Below are 18,454 nucleotides of genomic sequence, written 5' to 3' on the forward strand. Positions count from 1 at the left end.
CTCTCTACACCCTTTTTAAAAAGTTTGCAAGAAAAATTAAGAACTCTTTTAACATCTTTGTTTGAAGAATTCCTTTTAATTCTGTAAATTTGAAACACTTATATAAGTTGGTATAATCCTTGATTTATTCTAGAATTTATAAACCAATAATACTAAAACTATGGGATTTTTAAAACGTACTAATAAAAAATTTGATTACCAACCTCGTTTTTACAAAGGAGAAGGTAGCCCTTTTAAAATAGAACACAAATTAGATCAGTTTAGAACAACCACTGGTAAAAATAAAGGAATTAAAGGTAAATTTAGTGATGCTTTTGATGATTTAAAAAATTCAGACAGAAGCGTAAACAAAACACTTTTTTATATTATCGCAATTTTGGTACTTATCTTTTTGTACATCATAGATTTCGATTTATCCATTTTTCAATAAAAATTAATGTCGGATATTATTCAATTATTACCAGATCATGTTGCTAACCAAATTGCTGCAGGAGAAGTCGTTCAACGCCCTGCTTCTGTTGTAAAAGAGTTGCTAGAAAACGCCATTGATGCTGGATCAAATAACATAAAACTTTTATTAAAGGATGCTGGTAAAACGTTAATTCAAGTAATTGATAACGGAAAAGGAATGAGTACCACAGACGCTAGAATGAGTTTTGAACGTCATGCAACTTCTAAAATACAAAAAGCCGAAGATTTATTTAACCTGAACACCAAAGGTTTTAGAGGAGAAGCTTTAGCATCTATTGCTGCCATTGCGCATGTAGAATTAAAAACAAAACAAGACGACGAAGAGCTAGGTACTTGCATAAAAATTGAAGGAAGTAAAATTGTATCACAAGATTTTGTTTCTACTAGTAAAGGAACCAGTATTGCTGTAAAAAACTTGTTTTACAATATTCCTGCAAGAAGAAATTTTTTAAAGTCGGATACCGTAGAAACGCGTCATATTATAGATGAATTTCAAAGAGTTGCTTTAGCGCATCCAAATATTGCTTTTTTAATGCATCATAATGATAATGAAGTTTATCATTTAAAAAGCAGTAATTTAAGAAAACGAATTGTGAGTGTTTTTGGCACTAAAATGAATGAAAAATTAGTTCCTATAAACGAGTATACTGATATTGTAGGTATAGAAGGTTTTGTTGCGAAACCAGAATTTTCTAAAAGAAAAAGAGGAGAACAATTCTTTTTTGTGAATGATCGTTTTATAAAAAGCTCATACTTAAATCATGCAGTGGTAAATGCTTATGATGGTTTGTTAGAATCAGGGTCACATCCCTCCTATTTTCTATATTTAACAGTGCCTGCAAATACTATTGACATTAACATTCATCCTACTAAAACAGAGATAAAGTTTGATAATGAAAAAGCTTTGTATGCCATGTTAAGAGCTACTGTAAAACACAGTTTAGGCCAATACAATGTAGCGCCTGTTTTAGACTTTAATAGAGATGCAAATTTAGATACACCGTATCATTTTAATTCCAAACCAAAATCTACTTCTACTCCTAAAATATCTGTAGATCCAGATTTTAATCCGTTTAAAGAAGAAGCAAGCAGAGAAATACATACACCGTTTAAAAGCGAACCAAAAACAGAAAGTTGGGAGTCTTTATATACTCCTACTATTGCAGATACAGAAGAAGAGATACAATCGGAATTATTTGACAATCAACAAGAAATAAAAACACAGAAAACATTTCAAATTCAGCGAAAGTATTTACTAAGTTCTATAAAATCTGGTGTGGTTTTAATCAATCAATCTTTAGCGCATCAGCGTATTTTATACGAAGATTTCTTAGAAAGTATTACTGTAAAAGAAGCCAACAGTCAGCAATTATTGTTTCCTGTTAAAATTTCTTATACATCTGCAGAAATAGAAATGATTTACACGATTAAAACCGAATTAGAAAATGCTGGTTTTTCTTTTGATGAATTTACAAAAGACAGTGTTACTATAAAAGGAATTCCGGTTTCGGTTACAGAAAGTAAAATAACGATTATATTAGAAGAGTTATTAAGCGATATAGATTTAGAAGTACCAGATGCTAGTTTTAGTCATTTTGATGTCATGGCAAAATCGTTTGCAAAAACATTGTCTATAAAAACAGGCACACAACTTTCTGAACGAGAACAAGAAGGATTGGTAAATGATTTATTTTCTTGTAAAGAACCAACGGTATCTCCTTTCGGAAAACCAATTTTTAAAACATTAACATTAAACGAAATAGACAATCTATTTAACAGTTAAAAATGAATACAAAACTTACAGATGCCATAAAACATATAATTATTATAAATGTAATTTTATTTGTTGCACCACAACTCTTAAAGTTAGATTTTACAAATATCTTGGCTTTACATTTTCCTGAAAATGAACATTTCGGAATTTGGCAGTACGTAACACACATGTTTATGCACGGTGGTTTTAGTCATATATTGTTTAACATGTACGGTTTATGGGCTTTTGGTACTCCTTTAGAACAAATATGGGGAAAAAAGAAATTTATATTTTTCTATTTTTCTGCAGGTATTGGAGCTGGAGTAATTTACACATTGGTCAATTATTATCAATTTAATGGTATCTACGAACTTTTTATAAATGCAGGTTTAAATAATTCTGAAGTTTTATCTATCTTAAAATCTGGTAGCACCAATGATGCTCGTATTATAGGAGCCATTACGCAAGATCAATTTAATCAAATAACCTCTTTATACAATACTCCTGCTGTTGGAGCCTCTGGAGCTGTATATGGTGTTTTAGTAGCTTTTGGTCTTTATTTTAAAGATGCAAAATTAGCATTGATATTTTTCCCTGTTCCTATTGCTGCAAAATACTTTATACCTGTAATGATTCTAGGAGATTTATTCTTTGGAATGACTAAATATTCTATTGGAAACATAGCTCATTTTGCACACGTTGGTGGAGCTCTAATAGGTTTTATTATAGCTTGGTACTGGAAAAAGAATGAATTTAAAACATATTAATGAGTTTTATAGACGACATAAAAAACCGCTATAAAAGCGGAAATATTGTAGAAAAATTAATCTACATAAACCTTGCTATCTTTGTATTTACCTTGTTAACATCTGTTTTTCAAGATTTATATAAAGGCGAAATAAATTGGGTAGTAACCTGGTTTTCTTTGGATGATAATTTTACATCTTTACTCACCAAACCTTGGACTATTATTACTTATGGTTTTTTACATGCCGACTTTCTACACATTCTTTTAAACCTAATAACTTTATACTTTGTAGGTAACTTATTCATCGAGTATTTCACACAAAAGCAACTATTAACGTTCTACCTATTAGGTACTTTTTTTGGTGGCGCATTATTTATTTTAAGCCACAACTACTTTCCTTTATTTCAAGATCAATCTTCTATATTAGTAGGAGCTTCTGCAGGAATTTCAGCTATTTTTATAGGAATTACCACGTACATACCAAACTATCAATTAAAAATACGTTTTATTGGTTTTGTTAAACTATGGTATTTGGGCGCTATTTGGGTAGGTTTAGATATATTAGCATTGTCTGGAGGAAATGCTGGTGGACATTTTGCACATTTAGGAGGTGCATTATTTGGCTTTTTATATGTTCAGAAAGCAGCCAATAAAGAAATACTTATTTTCGATAAAATAGCAGCCCTATTTTCAACAAAAAAGAAACCTTTAAAAACAGTTTATAAATCGCCAAAAAAAACAGTGAAAACAAATAAAGGCACTTCTATAAACCAACAACAAATAGATGCTATTTTAGATAAAATTAGCAAGTCTGGTTATGATACTTTAACAAAAGAAGAAAAAGAATTCTTATTTAAACAAGGAAGGTAATAGTATGAAAAATTTGTCCCCCATAGATAAGGTTTTATTTTTTCTAAATTCAATATTAGCAACCCTATTATTGTTATCTTATATACTACATTTTATATCTCCCATTACCATACCATTTGTTGCAATTATAAGCCTATTTGTACCTTTCTTAATGATAATTAACCTGCTTTTTGCTATTTACTGGTTAATTAAGTTAAAAAAACAATTTTTATTATCTGTTACTGTTTTTATTATTGGAGTCTTTTTCTCCTCTCCTTTTTTCAAAATTTCAGGGAACAGCTCTTCTTTAAACAGCGATTTAAAAGTAATGAGTTATAATGTAAAAAGCTTCGATCTTTTTCATAAAAAAAAGGACTCAATAGTACAAGATGGGTACGAATTTATCACTGAAAAAGACCCAGACATTATTAGCATACAAGAATACTATAAGTCAAATAAAAACAACTTCTCTTTTCCATACAAATACGTAAAACTTCGTCCGAATAGTAAAAAATACGGAATGGCGATTTACTCTAAACATAAGATTATTAATTCTGGATCTTTAGATTTAAAAAGTACTGGTAATAATATTATTTTTGCTGATATATTAAAGAAAAAGGATACCATCAGAATTTATAATATCCATCTAGAATCTTTAAGAATAAAGCCAAATGAAGAGAATTTTGGCGAAGAAAATTCAGAAAAATTAATAGAAAGAGTTTCTAATTCTTTTAAAGAACAAGCAGAGCAAACCGTTCAATTTTTAGCGCATGAGCAACAGTGGAAAGGAAAAAAAATTGTTTGTGGAGACTTTAATAATACTAGTTACTCATGGGTATACAACCAAATTGCAAAAGATAAAAAAGATACTTATATAGAATCTGGTAAAGGTTTTGGTAAGACCTACAATTATTGGTTTCCAATGAGAATAGATTTCATTTTAACCGACAATAACGCCATTAGCAACAAGTTTACTACCTATACAGAAAAGTACTCAGACCATTTTCCTGTTATGGCAAAAATTAACTGGTAAGTTTTTCTATATTCGTACTTATAAAATTAAATTATCTAATTCTATGAAACATTTTGATGTAGCGATTATTGGAAGCGGACCTTCTGGAGCTTCAACCGCTTTTTATTTAGGTAAACAAGGTATCTCTACCGTTATCATAGAAAAAGAAACTTTACCACGTTACAAAACGTGTGGTGGTGGTTTTGTTAATAGAGGAAGAAAAGACATGCCTTTTGAGATTAATGAAGTTATTGAAAGTGAGTTCTTTACTGTTGACAGTTATTTTAATGAGGGTGAAATTTATTACCAATCTTCTAAAGAAAAGCCAATCATAACAATGATTATGAGAGATGCTTTTGATAATTTAATTGTAGAAAAAGCAAAAGAATTTGGCGTTACTTTATTAGAAAACCATACATTAAAAAGTATTGATTTTAAAGATAACAAATCTATATTACATACTTCTAAAGGAGAAATTACTGCAAATTTTGTAATTGCTGCAGACGGTGTTTTAAGTCAGACAGCAAAAATGGCTGGTTGGAAAGAAGACACTAGAAAACTAATACCTGCTTTAGAGTACGAAGTAGAAGTTTATGAAGAAGATTTTAAACGATTATCTACAAGTGTACGTTTTGATATTGATGCAGTTCCTTATGGCTACGCATGGAGTTTTCCTAAGAAAAATCATTTATCATTAGGTGTGTTAACCACTAAAAAAGGTAAAATAAACTTAAAAGAATACTACAGAGAATACTTAAAAACTTTGGGTATTAATGAAGTAATAAAAGAAGATGCTCACGGTTTTAAAATTCCGATTGCTCCAAGAACAGATGGTTTTGTTAAAAATAATGTTTTCTTAATTGGAGATGCTGCTGGTTTTGCAGAACCAATAACTGCAGAAGGAATATCGAACGCTATTTTAAGCGGAAAATATGTTGCAGAAGCACTTATTGAAAGTAAATTAGAGAAATCTTTAGCTGAAAAACTGTATATAGAAAAATTAAATATTAAGTTGTTACCGGAATTAAACTCCGGAGCCACTTTGTCTAAATTCTTTTATAATAACAATCCGGTTAGAAATTATATACTAAAAAAATACGGGCAGCATTTTAGCGATTTAATGGTAGACATTTTACATGGAGATAAACCGTTTCCAACAAATGTTTCAGAAAAATTAAAAGCTAAAATTAAAGAGAAGTTATTTTAAATAAAAATACAGACCAAACCCAATATAGTAATGCAAGCCAAAATGGTTTTCTAATTATAAATACAATTCGTATTTAGTTTCTGCCATACCTTCATCATTTATAAAAGTATTTTTTATTTTAAAATTATTGTTTTTTAAAATCTTTGCAGAAGCGATATTTTCATCTACCACATAGCCTACAATTTTATCCATTTTAAGTTTCTTACAGTAGGCAATTAGACCTACACAAGCTTCTGCGCCATAGCCTAGTTTCCAAAATTCTTCTAAAAATCGATAACCAATTTCATCGTCTAGATTGTCTTTAACTAAGGCTAATGTTCCTATAAATTGATTGTCTAATTTTCTGATAATAGCGTAAATCCAAAAGTTGTTTTTAGAGGTATTATATTTTAAAATTAACGTTTTTAACTCAGTTTCATTTTCAATATAGCTCTTTGGGTTTCCGGTAGCATATTTTAAAACATTCGCATTACTTTCTAGTTTATGAAATGCATCTATATCCTCTACACACAGCCTTCTAATAATTAACCTTTCCGTTTCAAAAATCATCAATAATATCGTACTTTTGCTCTTCTAAACTGTTTTATACAGTATTTGTAAATATACAATTTGAACTTTAAGAAATAAATCCTTTTTTAAAGTTTTGTTTTTTTAGTTAAACACACTTATTAGAATGAATGCAGAAAAAAAAGTTGCCTTTTACACTTTAGGATGCAAATTAAATTTTTCAGAAACGTCTACTATTGCTCGTAATTTTGTGAGCGAAGGTTTTAATCGTGTCGATTTTGAAGAAAAAGCAGACGTGTATGTTATAAATACCTGTTCTGTTACAGATAATGCCGATAAACGCTTTAAAACCATTGTAAAAAATGCTTTAAAGAAAAACGAAGATGCTTTTTTAATAGCAGTTGGTTGTTATGCGCAATTAAAACCAGAAGAATTAGCTGCAGTAGATGGTGTAGATTTAGTTTTAGGAGCTACAGAAAAGTTTAATGTTACCAGTTATATAAACGATTTAACTAAAAATAATGTTGGTGAAGTTCACTCATGTGAAATTTCTGATGCAGATTTTTATGTAGGTTCTTATTCTATTGGAGATAGAACGCGTGCATTTTTAAAAGTACAAGATGGTTGCGATTATAAATGTACCTATTGTACAATACCTTTAGCACGTGGAATTTCTAGAAGTGATACTTTAGAAAATGTTCTTGAAAACGCCAAAGAAATATCCTCAAAAGGAATTAAAGAAATTGTTTTAACAGGTGTTAATATTGGCGATTATGGTAAAGGTGAATTTGGTAACAAAAAGCACGAACATACGTTCTTAGAACTCGTAAAGGAATTAGATAAAGTAGACGGTATACATCGCTTACGAATTTCATCTATAGAACCTAATTTACTAAGAGATGAAACGATAGAATTTGTATCAAAATCAGATTCTTTTGTACCTCATTTTCATATTCCTTTGCAATCTGGTAGCGATGAGTTACTAAAAAAAATGAAGCGTAGGTATTTAACCAATACATATACAAACAGAGTAACAAGAATTAAAGAAGTAATGCCTAACGCCTGTATTGGTGTAGACGTTATAGTTGGTTTTCCTGGAGAAACAGAAGAGCTGTTTTTAGAAACGTACAACTATTTAAACGAGATGGACATTTCTTATTTACATGTTTTCACCTATTCTGAAAGACCGAATACAGAAGCAGTGCATCTAGAAGGTGTCGTGTCTAAAAAGGTACGTGCAAAACGTAGTAAAATGTTGCGTGGTTTATCCGCTAAAAAAAGACGTGCTTTTTATGAAAGTCAGTTAGGAAACACCCTAACCGTTTTATTTGAAAACGAAAATAAAGAGGGGTATATAAACGGTTTTACAGAAAATTACGTTAAAGTTAAAACACCTTGGAACCCAGAGTTAGTAAATACGTTACATACTATTACACTTACTGAAATTGATGAAGATGGTCTGGTAAGGTTTAATTTTGAAAACAATAGCGTTACAATTTAAAATGTAATTGCTACATTAAAATAAATAGATATGAAAAAGATTCCAATATACTTGGTGCCTGGTTTAGCAGCTGGACCAGAAATTTTTGAAAACTTAGAATTATCAAAAGATAAATATGACGTTCATTATTTAGAATGGATAACACCCATAGCACAAGAAGAGTCTATTGCTAATTACGCCATGAGAATGAGCGAAGAAGTAAAAGAAGAAAACCCTGTTTTAGTAGGTGTTTCTTTTGGCGGAATTATGGTACAAGAAATGAGTAAATATTTAGATGTTAAAAAAGTTATTATTATATCTAGTGTAAAACACCATAAAGAACTTCCTAAGAGATTTGAATTTGTAAAATTTACAAAAGCTTACAAATTCTTTCCAACAAAAGTTGTTTCAAATTTTGAAGATTATGCGCAATATTTTTTAGGAAAATCGTTAAAGAAGAGAGCCGATATTTACAAAAAGTACCTTTCTGTTAGAAGTGAACTGTATTTAAACTGGTCTATTGGCACCATTATTAGATGGGAACAAACAAAAAAAGACCAAAACATTACTCATATTCATGGCACAAGTGACCATGTATTTCCTATAAAAAACATAAACAATTGTATACAAATAGAAGGTGGTAGCCATATTATGATTATCACTAAAGCCAAAAAATTAACTAAAATCATTAACGATACTTTAACTAGTTAAAACAAAGGTATTCCTTATTTTTAAATCATAAAAAAATTGCAATCTCATGAATAAATCACTCCGTTTTCTTTCACTACTTAGCATCTTAATTATTGCTTTTTTATTTTATAATGGCATTAATAAAAATGAAACCGACCCACAAACAAGCACGCATGCAACTTATAAAATAAAAGCGTTAAAACTACCTAACAATTTAAATCTTGCAGGTGAAAGGGTTCCTTTAGAAATTCCTGATGTTAAAGAAAGAATGGAGAGAGAGCTGTTAGTTAATACTTATTGGCAATCTAATGGGTTATTATTGATAAAGAGAGCTAATAAGTACTTCCCTATTCTAGAGCCATTGCTTAAAAAATATGGTTTACCAGACGATTTTAAATTTTTAGCCTTGGCAGAAAGTGCTTTCATAGACGAAACGTCTAACGTAGGTGCAGCAGGTATGTGGCATTTTATGAAAGCAACAGGTAAAGAATACGGATTAGAGATTAATAGTAATGTAGACGAGCGTTACGATATTGAAAAATCGACAAAAGTAGCTGCTGAATACTTAAAAAAATCTCAAAAACGTTTTAATTCTTGGACTTTAGCTGCCGCTGCATATAATGCAGGAAACTATGGTGTTAGTAGAAGATTAGATGAGCAAGAAGTAACTAATTATTACGATGCTAAATTACCAGATGAAACCGAAAGATATGTATTAAGAATTATTGCTTTAAAAGAAGTAATAAGCAATCCAAAAAAATATGGTTTTGTCTTTGAAAATGAAGACTTATATACCTTACCAGAAACAAGAACTATAAAAGTTGATACAGCAATATCTAACATTACGCATTTTGCCAAAAAATTTGGAATGAATTATAAAGAGTTTAAAATTCATAACCCTTGGTTAAGAGAAAATAAACTAAACAATAAAAGTAGAAAAGTGTACGAGATTAAAGTACCTATTAACTAAAATAGTTATTATTCAATAATATTTTTAATTCTACCTACCAAACCAGATTCTAACTGAACTTTAATACCATACGGATGGTTTTGAGCTTTAGTTAGAATTTTTGCTATAACACCTTCTGTTAATTCTCCACTTCGTTGATGCGGTTTTTGAATAATTTCTACAAATAAGCCAATCTTAACATTTTTTCTTTGTCTTCCGTCTATCATAAATACAGTTTTAAAATACTAAAATAAAAAAAGCCTATCAATATTGATAGGCTTTTAGATAAAAAATTAACTAGTAATAAATATATATTATAATACTCTTACGTTTACTGCGTTTAATCCTTTTTTTCCATCTTGTAAGTCGAATTCAACTTCATCGTTTTCACGAATTTCATCGATTAATCCTGATACATGTACAAAATGTTCTTTGTTTGATCCTTCTTCAGTGATAAATCCAAATCCTTTAGATTCATTGAAAAATTTTACTGTTCCTTTATTCATAATAAAAATTATTTGTTGTCAATTTAATTACTAACAACATTTATATAATAACAAATGTAATGCCAAAATTTGAATAACGGAGCAAATTTTTATGATACTTTATTTATTCTGAATTATAACAACATAAAAAAAGCCTATCAATAAATTGATAGGCTTTTAGATAAAAAATTAACTAGTAATAAATATATATTATAATACTCTTACGTTTACTGCGTTTAATCCTTTTTTTCCATCTTGTAAGTCGAATTCAACTTCATCGTTTTCACGAATTTCATCGATTAATCCTGAAACATGTACAAAATGTTCTTTGTTTGATCCTTCTTCAGTGATAAATCCAAATCCTTTAGATTCGTTGAAAAATTTTACGGTACCTTTATTCATAATAAAAAAATATTGTGTTGTTAAATTAATTCCTAACAACGTTTATTGAATTGCAAATGTAATGCCAAAAATTAACAAACCTATCAAAATAATTAAGTTATTTTGAGAAGGACAACACTAAGTATTAATTACCAGCAACTTAACTGCATTAAATTCATCAATAATCTCTCTTAGAACGTCTTTTACTGGTTTTATTTCATGAATTAAACCAGCAATTTGACCAATTTCTAACTCACCTTCATCTAAATCTCCCTCAAACATTCCTTTTTTAGATCTTGCTCTACCTAGTAATTCTATTAAATTTTCTTTTGTTGGGTTTTGTTTATATAATTCTTGTACATCATTATAAAACTTATTTTTCACCAAACGAACTGGCGCTAATTCTTTTAACGTTAACTGTGTATCTCCATCTTTAACAGCAACAATGGTATTTTTAAAATTAATATGAGCAGAAGATTCTACTGTAGCTACAAATCGACTTCCTATCTGTACACCGTCTGCACCTAAAACCATAGCCGCCAACATGCCTCTTCCGGTTCCAATGCCTCCAGCAGCAATTACAGGAATTTTAACTTGCTCCTTTACCATGGGAATTAAAGTAAAAGTGGTTGTTTCTTCCCTCCCATTGTGTCCGCCTGCCTCAAAACCTTCACAAACAACAGCATCTACACCTGCCGCTTCTGCTTTTAAAGCAAACTTAACCGAACTTACAACATGTACAACCTTAATTCCTTTCTCCTTTAAAAAGGACGTCCAAGTTTTTGGATTTCCTGCAGAAGTAAAAACAATCTTTACGCCTTCTTCTACAATAATATCCATTATTTTTTCAATATCTGGATACAGCATTGGCACATTTATTCCAAAAGGCTTGGAGGTTGCTTTTTTACATTTAATAATGTGTTTTCTTAAAACATCTGGATACATAGAACCTGCACCAATTAAACCTAAACCACCGGCATTAGAAACCGCTGAGGCTAACTTCCATCCAGAAACCCAAATCATACCTCCTTGAACAATGGGATATTTTATATTGAAAAGAGTTGTTATTTTATTTATCATTATTGCTTTATAATTTTAATATTTTTTTGCTGATTTCCTTTTGATATTTTCAACATATAAATACCTGTATTCAAAAACGAAATATCAATATTTTTGGAAGTTACTACTGCTTTTTCAAATACTTTTTTTCCTAAAATCGTATAAATTTGAATTGACACATCCTCAAAATCATCCGTAGAAATGGTAAAACGATCTTGAACAGGGTTTGGAGATATCTTAAAATTGATAAGTTCATCTTGTATTAAAGATAAACTAGCAATATAACTATTCAGTGCTGTTTCAAAATTCGGAATTCCATAACCGTGTTGGTCTGTTGGATTCTTAAATTTATCCGCAGATTCGTAAATAGCAGTTTTTAGATAATCATTATAATTTTCACCAGATTTTTTTAAGGATGCTTTTAAAAGAAATCCTTCATTCTGATTTAAACAAGCAATTAAACCTGCCATTATGGGCGATGAAAAAGACGTTCCGCTAGATGAAGTTGTGATTTCTCCTGAACTATAATCTATCAATGCTGGGTTTTGTCCTTGACCTAAAATTTCTGGTTTTACTCTTCCATCGGATGTTGGTCCGAAAGAACTAAAACTTGCAATATTTCCAGAAGAATTTACCGCTCCAACCGAAATCACAGAAGCTGCATCTGCAGGTGCTCCCATATACTTCCATGACTGAGTCCCATCATTACCAACGGCATTTACCAAAAGCAAACCACGTGAAGCACCAATTTCTGCTCCTCTAGAAATAAAAGTAGTTTTACCATCCATATCTGCATAGGTATGGTTGTGATTAGGATTGTCATACGTAGTATATCCTAAAGAAGTGTTTATTACGTCAACTCCCAAACTATCTGCTCGTTCTGCCGCTTCTACCCAAAGTGTCTCTTCTAAAACTGTTTCTGTTTCTGAAATTTCTGATATAAATAAATAAAATTTTGCATCTGGAGCCGTACCAACATATTCATCCTTAATATACGCAGCAATTGAAGACAAAACATGGGTTCCGTGACTATTTCTTGTGTAGAAATTATCATTTCTATCAGCAAAGTTATAACCTCCTAAAATTTGATTATTATCTCTAATTCTACTAAAAGCATCTAAGGTATTTACATTAGGAAACCCCGCATCTATAATTGCTATTATTTGCCCTTCCCCAGTTAATTCTTGTTGATGCAAATAATCTCCTTTTAACATTTTAATTTGATTATCGGTTGCACCATAATTAAAATCAGTTAGGGTTTCATTCAACTTATTATAATGATTTGGAGTTATTGTTTTTCCTTTTGATTTACCGTTTAGATTCAACGATTTATTGGCAAATTCTATAGATGCTATAAAACTATAATTAGACATTAAAGTATTAATAGCTGCTACTTCTCCTTGAACATGAACAGCGTTTAACCATTTAGATTTCCCTAAAACAGTAACCGTTTTATCATTATTAAGTTGATTATAATACGCTTCATCAACAGGAACATCTTTAGAATCTAAAGGAATATTGAGTTTAGACCTTCTATCTAATGCTCTTTGAGTAAGCATTAAAGTAGGATTACTTAAAAAACTAGTTTCTTGAGGTTTATCTTTTATAAAAACCCAAACATCTTCTTGTGCTGAAACTTGAAAACAAAAAATTAGACATAAAAAAAGTAGTAATTTCTTCATATTCCGAAATTACTACTTTTTTATGATTTTATAAATGTTTTAAGAGATAACTCCAGAGCCTAATAATTCTTCCTCTTTATACCAAGCGACAAATTGCCCTTCTTGTATGGCAGATTGTTTGTTCTCGAATTCAACATACAAACCAGATGCTACTTTGTGTAAAACAGCATTTTCTAAAGGTTGTCTGTATCTAATTCTTGCATCTACTTGCATGGTTTCTCCAACTTTTAAAGTTAAGTCTTCACGAATCCAGTGCATTTCTTCATTAGAAACAAACAATACATTTCTATACAGTCCTGGGTGATTTTTGCCTTCTCCGGTATAAATTACGTTTTCTACAACATTGGTTTCTATCACATATAAACCTTCTTTTGTACCACCAACATTTAAACCTTTACGTTGTCCTTTTGTAAAATAGTGTGCTCCTTGATGCTTACCAACCACTTTACCATCTTCTTTATTGTAAGTAAATTTGGTAGCGTAATATTTTAATTCTTCTTCTTTGTTTTCAAAAGTAGGAGTTTGTTTTGTGTATTGCTCAAAATCCGTAGGAATCGTTACAATTACCCCTTCTTTAGGTTGTAATTTTTGTTGTAAAAATTCAGGCAAACGAACTTTACCAATAAAACATAAACCTTGAGAATCTTTCTTTTCTGCCGTAATTAAATCTGCTTCTTTCGCTATTTCCCTAACTTCTGGTTTTGTTAATTCACCTATTGGAAATAATGCTTTTACCAATTGTTGTTGAGATAATTGACATAAAAAATAAGATTGATCTTTATTATTATCCTTACCAGCCAATAATTTATAAACTGGTTTTCCGTCTATAATTTCTTCACCTTTTCTACAATAATGACCTGTAGCAACATAATCTGCACCTAACTTTAAAGCGATGTCCATAAAAACATCAAACTTAATTTCTCGGTTACAAAGTACATCTGGGTTTGGCGTTCTACCTTTAGAATATTCATCGAACATATAATCTACAATACGTTCTTTATATTGCTCACTTAAATCTACTACCTGAAAAGGAATTCCTAATTTTTCTGCAACAATCATTGCATCATTAGAATCTTCTAACCAAGGACATTCATTAGAAATAGTAACAGAATCATCGTGCCAATTTTTCATAAATAGCCCAATTACATCATACCCTTGTTCCTTTAATAAATGTGCAGTAACACTACTATCTACACCACCCGAAAGACCAACAACTACTCGTTTCATTTTTAATTTTTGAGGATGCAAAGGTACACATTAGAAATGGTTTTAACAGATTGAAAGAATTGATAAAGCCATTGTTTTGTTTTATATAACAAGTTCTTTTTAACAATACACGTAACAAACCGAGAATTAATCTTCTTTTTTACGAGAAAATGTGTTTTTCTTTCTAATTTCTTTTTCTGAAGCCACTTCTCCATCCATATAATACTCCCAATTACCTACTCTTAATCCATTTTTATAATTTCCAGTTTCTTTTAAAACACCGTCTAATTCAAAATATTTTGCCAATCCATTTAAAGCCCCGTTTTCATACGTAACCTCTTCAATTAAGACTCCTTTATTAGAATATTTACTAACAGTACCGTTTAACAATCCGTTTTTGTAGGCAGCAAACTCTGTAACTTGACCATCTTGATAATAAATTATTTGCGATCCATCTAATTTTCCATTTTTATAATTTTCTTCCGACATAATTATACCATCAGGATAAAAATATTTCCAATTACCAACTCGTTTTCTACCTTTTATAACACCTTCAGTTTCTATTTTTCCTTTTAGAGTGAAAAACTGAACATATAAAGAATCTGAATTATCAAAAAAAGTTTTTATAACTACTGGATGTTTAGATGTTGTAATGTCATAAAACTTAAAAACACCTACTTCTTTTCCATTTTTAAATTGACCAACATAACGAATTCGTTTATTTGGATAATATTTTTTCCAAACACCTACCTTTTCATTGTTAGCATTTACTTGATTAATTTTTTGTGCATTAAAATTTTCACTTGTAAAAAAACAAGCAAAAAATAGTAAAATAAAAAACAGTCTTTTTATCTTTATCATTCAAATATAATTTTAAAACAAAGATACATTAATAGTGCCAAAAACAAATCTTCTTTTCGTTACCGAAGAACTCCACAACATGGAAAACCCTAAAAGGGAAAACCGACAAAGAGTTGCTAATATTATTTTAGAAAATCCACAATTATTTAAAGAACTGGTTACTATTACGTTTGATACCGAAAATAAAGTATCTATAAAGGCTGCTTGGGTTTTAGAATGGATTTGTACACACCATCATTTAGAATGGATTTTACCTCATTTAGATGAATTCACTCTAAAAATTAAAACCTTAAAATTTGATAGTGCTATTAGACCATGTGCTAAAATTTGCGAACATTTAGCTACTGCTTATTATTCTAAAAAAGAAAATACTGTACAAAAGAAACTTACAAATAACCACATAGACAAGATAATAGAAACAGGTTTCGATTGGTTAATAACACCACAAAAAATTGCAGTAAGAGCCTATACAATGAATACTTTGTATTTTTTTGGATTGGAAAAAGAATGGATTCATCCAGAATTAAAACATTTAATAGAAACTAAAATTATCCATGAAAGTAAAGGTTGTAAAGCACGTGGAAGAATCATTTTAGAATTGATAGAAAAAAGAGGTTAAAAAGACACGAATTTCACAGATTCCACAAATTTGATTGTTAACAATTGCGTTTTAATTATTTTGGTTGATACTGAATAATCATAAAATATTTGTTTTGAATTAAAAAAATAGCACCAACAGAATTAAAAATAAAAAAACAGTGAATTAAGGGCTGTTAAGTTTTAAAAATTCAACTATCTATTTGTGTTAATCCTTGAAATTCGTGTACAAAAAACATCATAAATCTGCTAAATTCACTATTTTTGCATTTAACAACATAACGAAAAAATGGAATTAACACAATTAAATGCCATCTCTCCTATTGATGGTCGCTATAGAGGTAAAATATCAAAATTATCAGATTATTTTTCGGAAGAAGCTTTAATAAAATACAGAGTTCGAGTAGAAATTGAATATTTTATTGCTTTGTGTGAAATTCCTTTACCGCAATTAGTAGATTTTAACAACGATTTATTTGACGATTTACGTAAAATTTATATTGATTTTACTACAGAAGACGCTCAGAAAATAAAAGATATTGAAAGCATTACAAACCACGATGTAAAAGCTGTTGAATATTTTATCAAAGAAAAATTTGACGCTTTAGGTTTACAAAAACATAAAGAGTTTATCCATTTTGGATTGACTTCTCAAGATATCAACAACACCGCTGTTCCGCTTTCTATTAAAGAGGCTATGAACGATGTTTATGTACCTCATTATACTGAGCTTTTAGAAAAATTACAAGAATTAGTTATTGAGTGGAAAGACATTTCTATGTTGGCAAGAACACATGGTCAGCCAGCATCTCCAACAAGATTAGGAAAAGAAATAGAAGTTTTTGTGGTGCGTTTAAAAGCGCAATTCGAATTATTAAATGACATACCAAGTGCTGCAAAATTTGGTGGAGCAACAGGTAATTACAACGCACACAAAGTTGCATACCCAAGTATAGACTGGAAAGAATTTGGAAGTACTTTTGTACAAGGAAAATTAGGTCTACACCATTCTTTTCCTACAACTCAAATAGAACACTACGATCATTTAGCTGCTTTATTTGATAATTTAAAACGTATAAACACTATTATTTTAGATTTAGATAGAGATTTCTGGACATACGTTTCTACAGATTATTTTAAACAAAAAATTAAAGCAGGTGAAGTTGGTTCTTCTGCAATGCCACATAAAGTAAATCCTATTGATTTTGAAAATTCAGAAGGAAACTTAGGTTTAGCAAATGCAATTTTCGAACACCTTTCAGCTAAATTACCAGTATCTCGTTTACAACGTGATTTAACGGATAGTACTGTTTTACGTAACGTTGGTGTACCATTTGGTCATACAATTATTGCATTTACATCTACCTTAAAAGGATTGAATAAATTATTGTTAAACAAAGAAAAGTTTGCGCAAGATTTAGAAAACAATTGGGCGGTTGTTGCAGAAGCAATTCAAACAATTTTAAGACGTGAGGCATATCCAAATCCTTATGAAGCATTAAAAGGATTGACGAGAACGAATGCTAAAATCAACCAAAAATCTATTGCAGACTTTATTGATACTTTAGAAGTTTCATCAGAAATTAAAGAAGAATTAAAAGCAATTACACCAAGTAATTATACAGGTATTTAAGCTATGTTAAAAACAGAACCAAGAAACAAGAATCAAGAATCAAGACAAAAGGATGCTAAAAAACAGTATCCTCTTGTATCTTGTTTCTTGGTTTTATTCAGTATTATATTTTTCTCTTGTCAGTCAGATATAAAAGATAACTCAGATCGCTTTAAAAAAGGGGTTTTTGAGATTCCTGCAGGAGATGGATATAGTAAAACAACGATCACTAGAAAAGATAGTCTTCAAATTGAAGAGTATGATAAAATCATAAGCATCTCTAATGATAGTACTTATGGAGAAAAAAAGATAAAACATATTGATACATTATATATCAAATGGAAAAATAATTTCTTCTATACTTTAAAAATGAAATCTCCAAAAAAGGAAATTGATAAAGAACCTATCTATGTTCAAATTACGAAAGTAACAGATAGTTCTTTTAGTTTTTCTGCAAAAATTGGCTTTAGTAAATTTGCTACAGATGGTACTATTTATAAGGTGAAATAGAAAACAAAAACTCTTGTTTAAAAGAATACTCAGCATTTTTTTCCTTATTTTATTGATGATACCAACTTCAATAGAAATACTGCATGATTTAGCAAATCATGAGCATGCTGTTTGTACCTCTATTACAGATCATCACATACATAAACAGCATTTAGACTGTGCTGAATTCCACAAGCAATTAACCATATTCTCTATGGACTTTACATCTAATTATGATGTAATTCCCAAACACTTTTACGCTTCAACTTTTATTGATAAACCACAGAGAATTAAAAAGGTTTATCGATCTATAAAACCTCCTAGAGGCCCTCCCTACTTTACTATTTAAATATATCATTGTGAAAGAGAAAAAATTGAAAACATCTATTATTTCCCTTTTGCAGTGTACTGTATTA

21 protein-coding genes are annotated in these 18,454 nt (G+C 30.0%); 13 read left to right on the plus strand and 8 right to left on the minus strand.

All coding sequences use genetic code 11. The annotated features are described in order from the left end of the window. Positions 1-160: 160 nt before the first annotated feature. From GQS57_RS13515 to GQS57_RS13540, 6 genes are all read left to right on the plus strand, one after another. A complete protein-coding gene (locus tag GQS57_RS13515; protein WP_165733387.1) occupies positions 161-430 on the plus strand; it encodes a riboflavin synthase subunit beta in 270 nt (89 codons plus the stop codon). Between the two features lie 6 nt (positions 431-436). Continuing rightward, entirely contained in the window at positions 437-2,254 is a 1,818-nt protein-coding gene (gene mutL / locus GQS57_RS13520) for a DNA mismatch repair endonuclease MutL (protein ID WP_165733388.1), read from the plus strand. A 2-nt stretch (positions 2,255-2,256) separates the two neighbouring features. Then, a complete protein-coding gene (locus GQS57_RS13525; RefSeq protein WP_165733389.1) occupies positions 2,257-2,991 on the plus strand; it encodes a rhomboid family intramembrane serine protease in 735 nt (244 codons plus the stop codon). Continuing rightward, positions 2,991-3,842, plus strand: coding sequence for a rhomboid family intramembrane serine protease (locus tag GQS57_RS13530; RefSeq protein ID WP_165733390.1), 852 nt, complete (start codon positions 2,991-2,993; stop codon positions 3,840-3,842). The genes GQS57_RS13525 and GQS57_RS13530 overlap by 1 nt, the downstream gene beginning before the upstream one ends. A 151-nt stretch (positions 3,843-3,993) precedes the next feature. Beyond that, entirely contained in the window at positions 3,994-4,854 is an 861-nt protein-coding gene (locus GQS57_RS13535) for an endonuclease/exonuclease/phosphatase family protein (protein ID WP_240915483.1), read from the plus strand. Between the two features lie 43 nt (positions 4,855-4,897). Next, a complete protein-coding gene (locus tag GQS57_RS13540; protein WP_165733392.1) occupies positions 4,898-6,040 on the plus strand; it encodes a geranylgeranyl reductase family protein in 1,143 nt (380 codons plus the stop codon). A gap of 54 nt (positions 6,041-6,094) precedes the next feature. On the opposite strand, the gene GQS57_RS13545 is transcribed toward GQS57_RS13540, so the two are convergent. Next, entirely contained in the window at positions 6,095-6,589 is a 495-nt protein-coding gene (locus tag GQS57_RS13545; protein ID WP_240915489.1) for a GNAT family N-acetyltransferase, read from the minus strand. 124 nt (positions 6,590-6,713) lie between these two features. Here GQS57_RS13545 and mtaB point away from each other — a divergent pair, with 124 nt between their 5' ends. The 3 genes from mtaB to GQS57_RS13560 are packed head-to-tail and all read left to right on the plus strand — an operon-like array spanning position 6,714 to position 9,687. Continuing rightward, positions 6,714-8,048: a tRNA (N(6)-L-threonylcarbamoyladenosine(37)-C(2))-methylthiotransferase MtaB gene (mtaB, locus tag GQS57_RS13550; RefSeq protein ID WP_165733394.1), complete on the plus strand. Its 1,335-nt coding sequence runs from the start codon at positions 6,714-6,716 to the stop codon at positions 8,046-8,048. Positions 8,049-8,078: 30 nt separating this feature from the next. Continuing rightward, a complete protein-coding gene (locus GQS57_RS13555) occupies positions 8,079-8,738 on the plus strand; it encodes an alpha/beta hydrolase (protein ID WP_165733395.1) in 660 nt (219 codons plus the stop codon). 46 nt (positions 8,739-8,784) lie between these two features. Further along, positions 8,785-9,687, plus strand: coding sequence for a lytic transglycosylase domain-containing protein (locus GQS57_RS13560; protein ID WP_165733396.1), 903 nt, complete (start codon positions 8,785-8,787; stop codon positions 9,685-9,687). Between the two features lie 8 nt (positions 9,688-9,695). On the opposite strand, the gene GQS57_RS13565 is transcribed toward GQS57_RS13560, so the two are convergent. From GQS57_RS13565 to GQS57_RS13595, 7 genes are all read right to left on the minus strand, one after another. Next, on the minus strand, positions 9,696-9,893 hold the full coding sequence (locus tag GQS57_RS13565; RefSeq protein WP_165733397.1) for a YwbE family protein: 198 nt from the start codon (positions 9,891-9,893) through the stop codon (positions 9,696-9,698). Positions 9,894-9,980: 87 nt separating this feature from the next. Further along, on the minus strand, positions 9,981-10,172 hold the full coding sequence (locus GQS57_RS13570) for a cold-shock protein (RefSeq protein ID WP_018943662.1): 192 nt from the start codon (positions 10,170-10,172) through the stop codon (positions 9,981-9,983). A gap of 189 nt (positions 10,173-10,361) precedes the next feature. Then, positions 10,362-10,553 (minus strand): cold-shock protein, encoded by a 192-nt coding sequence (locus GQS57_RS13575; RefSeq protein WP_018943662.1) that lies wholly within the window; start codon positions 10,551-10,553, stop codon positions 10,362-10,364. Between the two features lie 117 nt (positions 10,554-10,670). After that, complete coding sequence (locus GQS57_RS13580; protein WP_165733398.1) at positions 10,671-11,612, minus strand: nitronate monooxygenase family protein; 942 nt, start codon at positions 11,610-11,612, stop codon at positions 10,671-10,673. Next, entirely contained in the window at positions 11,612-13,273 is a 1,662-nt protein-coding gene (locus GQS57_RS13585; RefSeq protein WP_165733399.1) for a S8 family serine peptidase, read from the minus strand. Before GQS57_RS13585 ends, GQS57_RS13580 begins: the two co-directional genes overlap by 1 nt. Before the next feature lie 39 nt (positions 13,274-13,312). Next, complete coding sequence (gene mnmA, locus GQS57_RS13590) at positions 13,313-14,500, minus strand: tRNA 2-thiouridine(34) synthase MnmA (RefSeq protein ID WP_165733400.1); 1,188 nt, start codon at positions 14,498-14,500, stop codon at positions 13,313-13,315. A gap of 126 nt (positions 14,501-14,626) precedes the next feature. Beyond that, positions 14,627-15,340, minus strand: a complete 714-nt coding sequence (locus GQS57_RS13595) for a toxin-antitoxin system YwqK family antitoxin (RefSeq protein WP_165733401.1) — start codon at positions 15,338-15,340, stop codon at positions 14,627-14,629. A 79-nt stretch (positions 15,341-15,419) separates the two neighbouring features. Here GQS57_RS13595 and GQS57_RS13600 point away from each other — a divergent pair, with 79 nt between their 5' ends. The 4 genes from GQS57_RS13600 to GQS57_RS13615 all read left to right on the plus strand — a co-directional run bounded on the left by GQS57_RS13600 (position 15,420) and on the right by GQS57_RS13615 (position 18,387). Next, a complete protein-coding gene (locus GQS57_RS13600; protein WP_165733402.1) occupies positions 15,420-15,959 on the plus strand; it encodes an adenylosuccinate lyase in 540 nt (179 codons plus the stop codon). A 267-nt stretch (positions 15,960-16,226) separates the two neighbouring features. Then, positions 16,227-17,570 (plus strand): adenylosuccinate lyase, encoded by a 1,344-nt coding sequence (purB, locus tag GQS57_RS13605; RefSeq protein ID WP_165733403.1) that lies wholly within the window; start codon positions 16,227-16,229, stop codon positions 17,568-17,570. Positions 17,571-17,573: 3 nt separating this feature from the next. After that, positions 17,574-18,059, plus strand: coding sequence for a hypothetical protein (locus GQS57_RS13610; RefSeq protein ID WP_240915484.1), 486 nt, complete (start codon positions 17,574-17,576; stop codon positions 18,057-18,059). 55 nt (positions 18,060-18,114) lie between these two features. After that, positions 18,115-18,387 carry a hypothetical protein gene (locus GQS57_RS13615; protein ID WP_165733404.1) on the plus strand — a complete coding sequence of 91 codons (273 nt, stop codon included), beginning with the start codon at positions 18,115-18,117 and terminating at the stop codon, positions 18,385-18,387. Positions 18,388-18,454 lie beyond the last annotated feature (67 nt).

It is taken from the genome of Polaribacter sp. 20A6 (genome assembly GCF_011378915.1).
GTDB lineage: Bacteria > Bacteroidota > Bacteroidia > Flavobacteriales > Flavobacteriaceae > Polaribacter > Polaribacter sejongensis.

Bases quoted from the DNA above. Each gene is read 5' to 3' on its own strand.
- GQS57_RS13515 (WP_165733387.1), top strand. From the start codon at position 161: ATGGGATTTTTAAAACGTACTAATAAAAAATTTGATTACCAACCTCGT.
- mutL (WP_165733388.1), top strand. From the start codon at position 437: ATGTCGGATATTATTCAATTATTACCAGATCATGTTGCTAACCAAATT.
- GQS57_RS13525 (WP_165733389.1), top strand. From the start codon at position 2,257: ATGAATACAAAACTTACAGATGCCATAAAACATATAATTATTATAAAT.
- GQS57_RS13530 (WP_165733390.1), top strand. From the start codon at position 2,991: ATGAGTTTTATAGACGACATAAAAAACCGCTATAAAAGCGGAAATATT.
- GQS57_RS13535 (WP_240915483.1), top strand. From the start codon at position 3,994: ATGATAATTAACCTGCTTTTTGCTATTTACTGGTTAATTAAGTTAAAA.
- GQS57_RS13540 (WP_165733392.1), top strand. From the start codon at position 4,898: ATGAAACATTTTGATGTAGCGATTATTGGAAGCGGACCTTCTGGAGCT.
- GQS57_RS13545 (WP_240915489.1), bottom strand. From the start codon at position 6,589: ATGATTTTTGAAACGGAAAGGTTAATTATTAGAAGGCTGTGTGTAGAG.
- mtaB (WP_165733394.1), top strand. From the start codon at position 6,714: ATGAATGCAGAAAAAAAAGTTGCCTTTTACACTTTAGGATGCAAATTA.
- GQS57_RS13555 (WP_165733395.1), top strand. From the start codon at position 8,079: ATGAAAAAGATTCCAATATACTTGGTGCCTGGTTTAGCAGCTGGACCA.
- GQS57_RS13560 (WP_165733396.1), top strand. From the start codon at position 8,785: ATGAATAAATCACTCCGTTTTCTTTCACTACTTAGCATCTTAATTATT.
- GQS57_RS13565 (WP_165733397.1), bottom strand. From the start codon at position 9,893: ATGATAGACGGAAGACAAAGAAAAAATGTTAAGATTGGCTTATTTGTA.
- GQS57_RS13570 (WP_018943662.1), bottom strand. From the start codon at position 10,172: ATGAATAAAGGAACAGTAAAATTTTTCAATGAATCTAAAGGATTTGGA.
- GQS57_RS13575 (WP_018943662.1), bottom strand. From the start codon at position 10,553: ATGAATAAAGGTACCGTAAAATTTTTCAACGAATCTAAAGGATTTGGA.
- GQS57_RS13580 (WP_165733398.1), bottom strand. From the start codon at position 11,612: ATGATAAATAAAATAACAACTCTTTTCAATATAAAATATCCCATTGTT.
- GQS57_RS13585 (WP_165733399.1), bottom strand. From the start codon at position 13,273: ATGAAGAAATTACTACTTTTTTTATGTCTAATTTTTTGTTTTCAAGTT.
- mnmA (WP_165733400.1), bottom strand. From the start codon at position 14,500: ATGAAACGAGTAGTTGTTGGTCTTTCGGGTGGTGTAGATAGTAGTGTT.
- GQS57_RS13595 (WP_165733401.1), bottom strand. From the start codon at position 15,340: ATGATAAAGATAAAAAGACTGTTTTTTATTTTACTATTTTTTGCTTGT.
- GQS57_RS13600 (WP_165733402.1), top strand. From the start codon at position 15,420: ATGGAAAACCCTAAAAGGGAAAACCGACAAAGAGTTGCTAATATTATT.
- purB (WP_165733403.1), top strand. From the start codon at position 16,227: ATGGAATTAACACAATTAAATGCCATCTCTCCTATTGATGGTCGCTAT.
- GQS57_RS13610 (WP_240915484.1), top strand. From the start codon at position 17,574: ATGTTAAAAACAGAACCAAGAAACAAGAATCAAGAATCAAGACAAAAG.
- GQS57_RS13615 (WP_165733404.1), top strand. From the start codon at position 18,115: ATGATACCAACTTCAATAGAAATACTGCATGATTTAGCAAATCATGAG.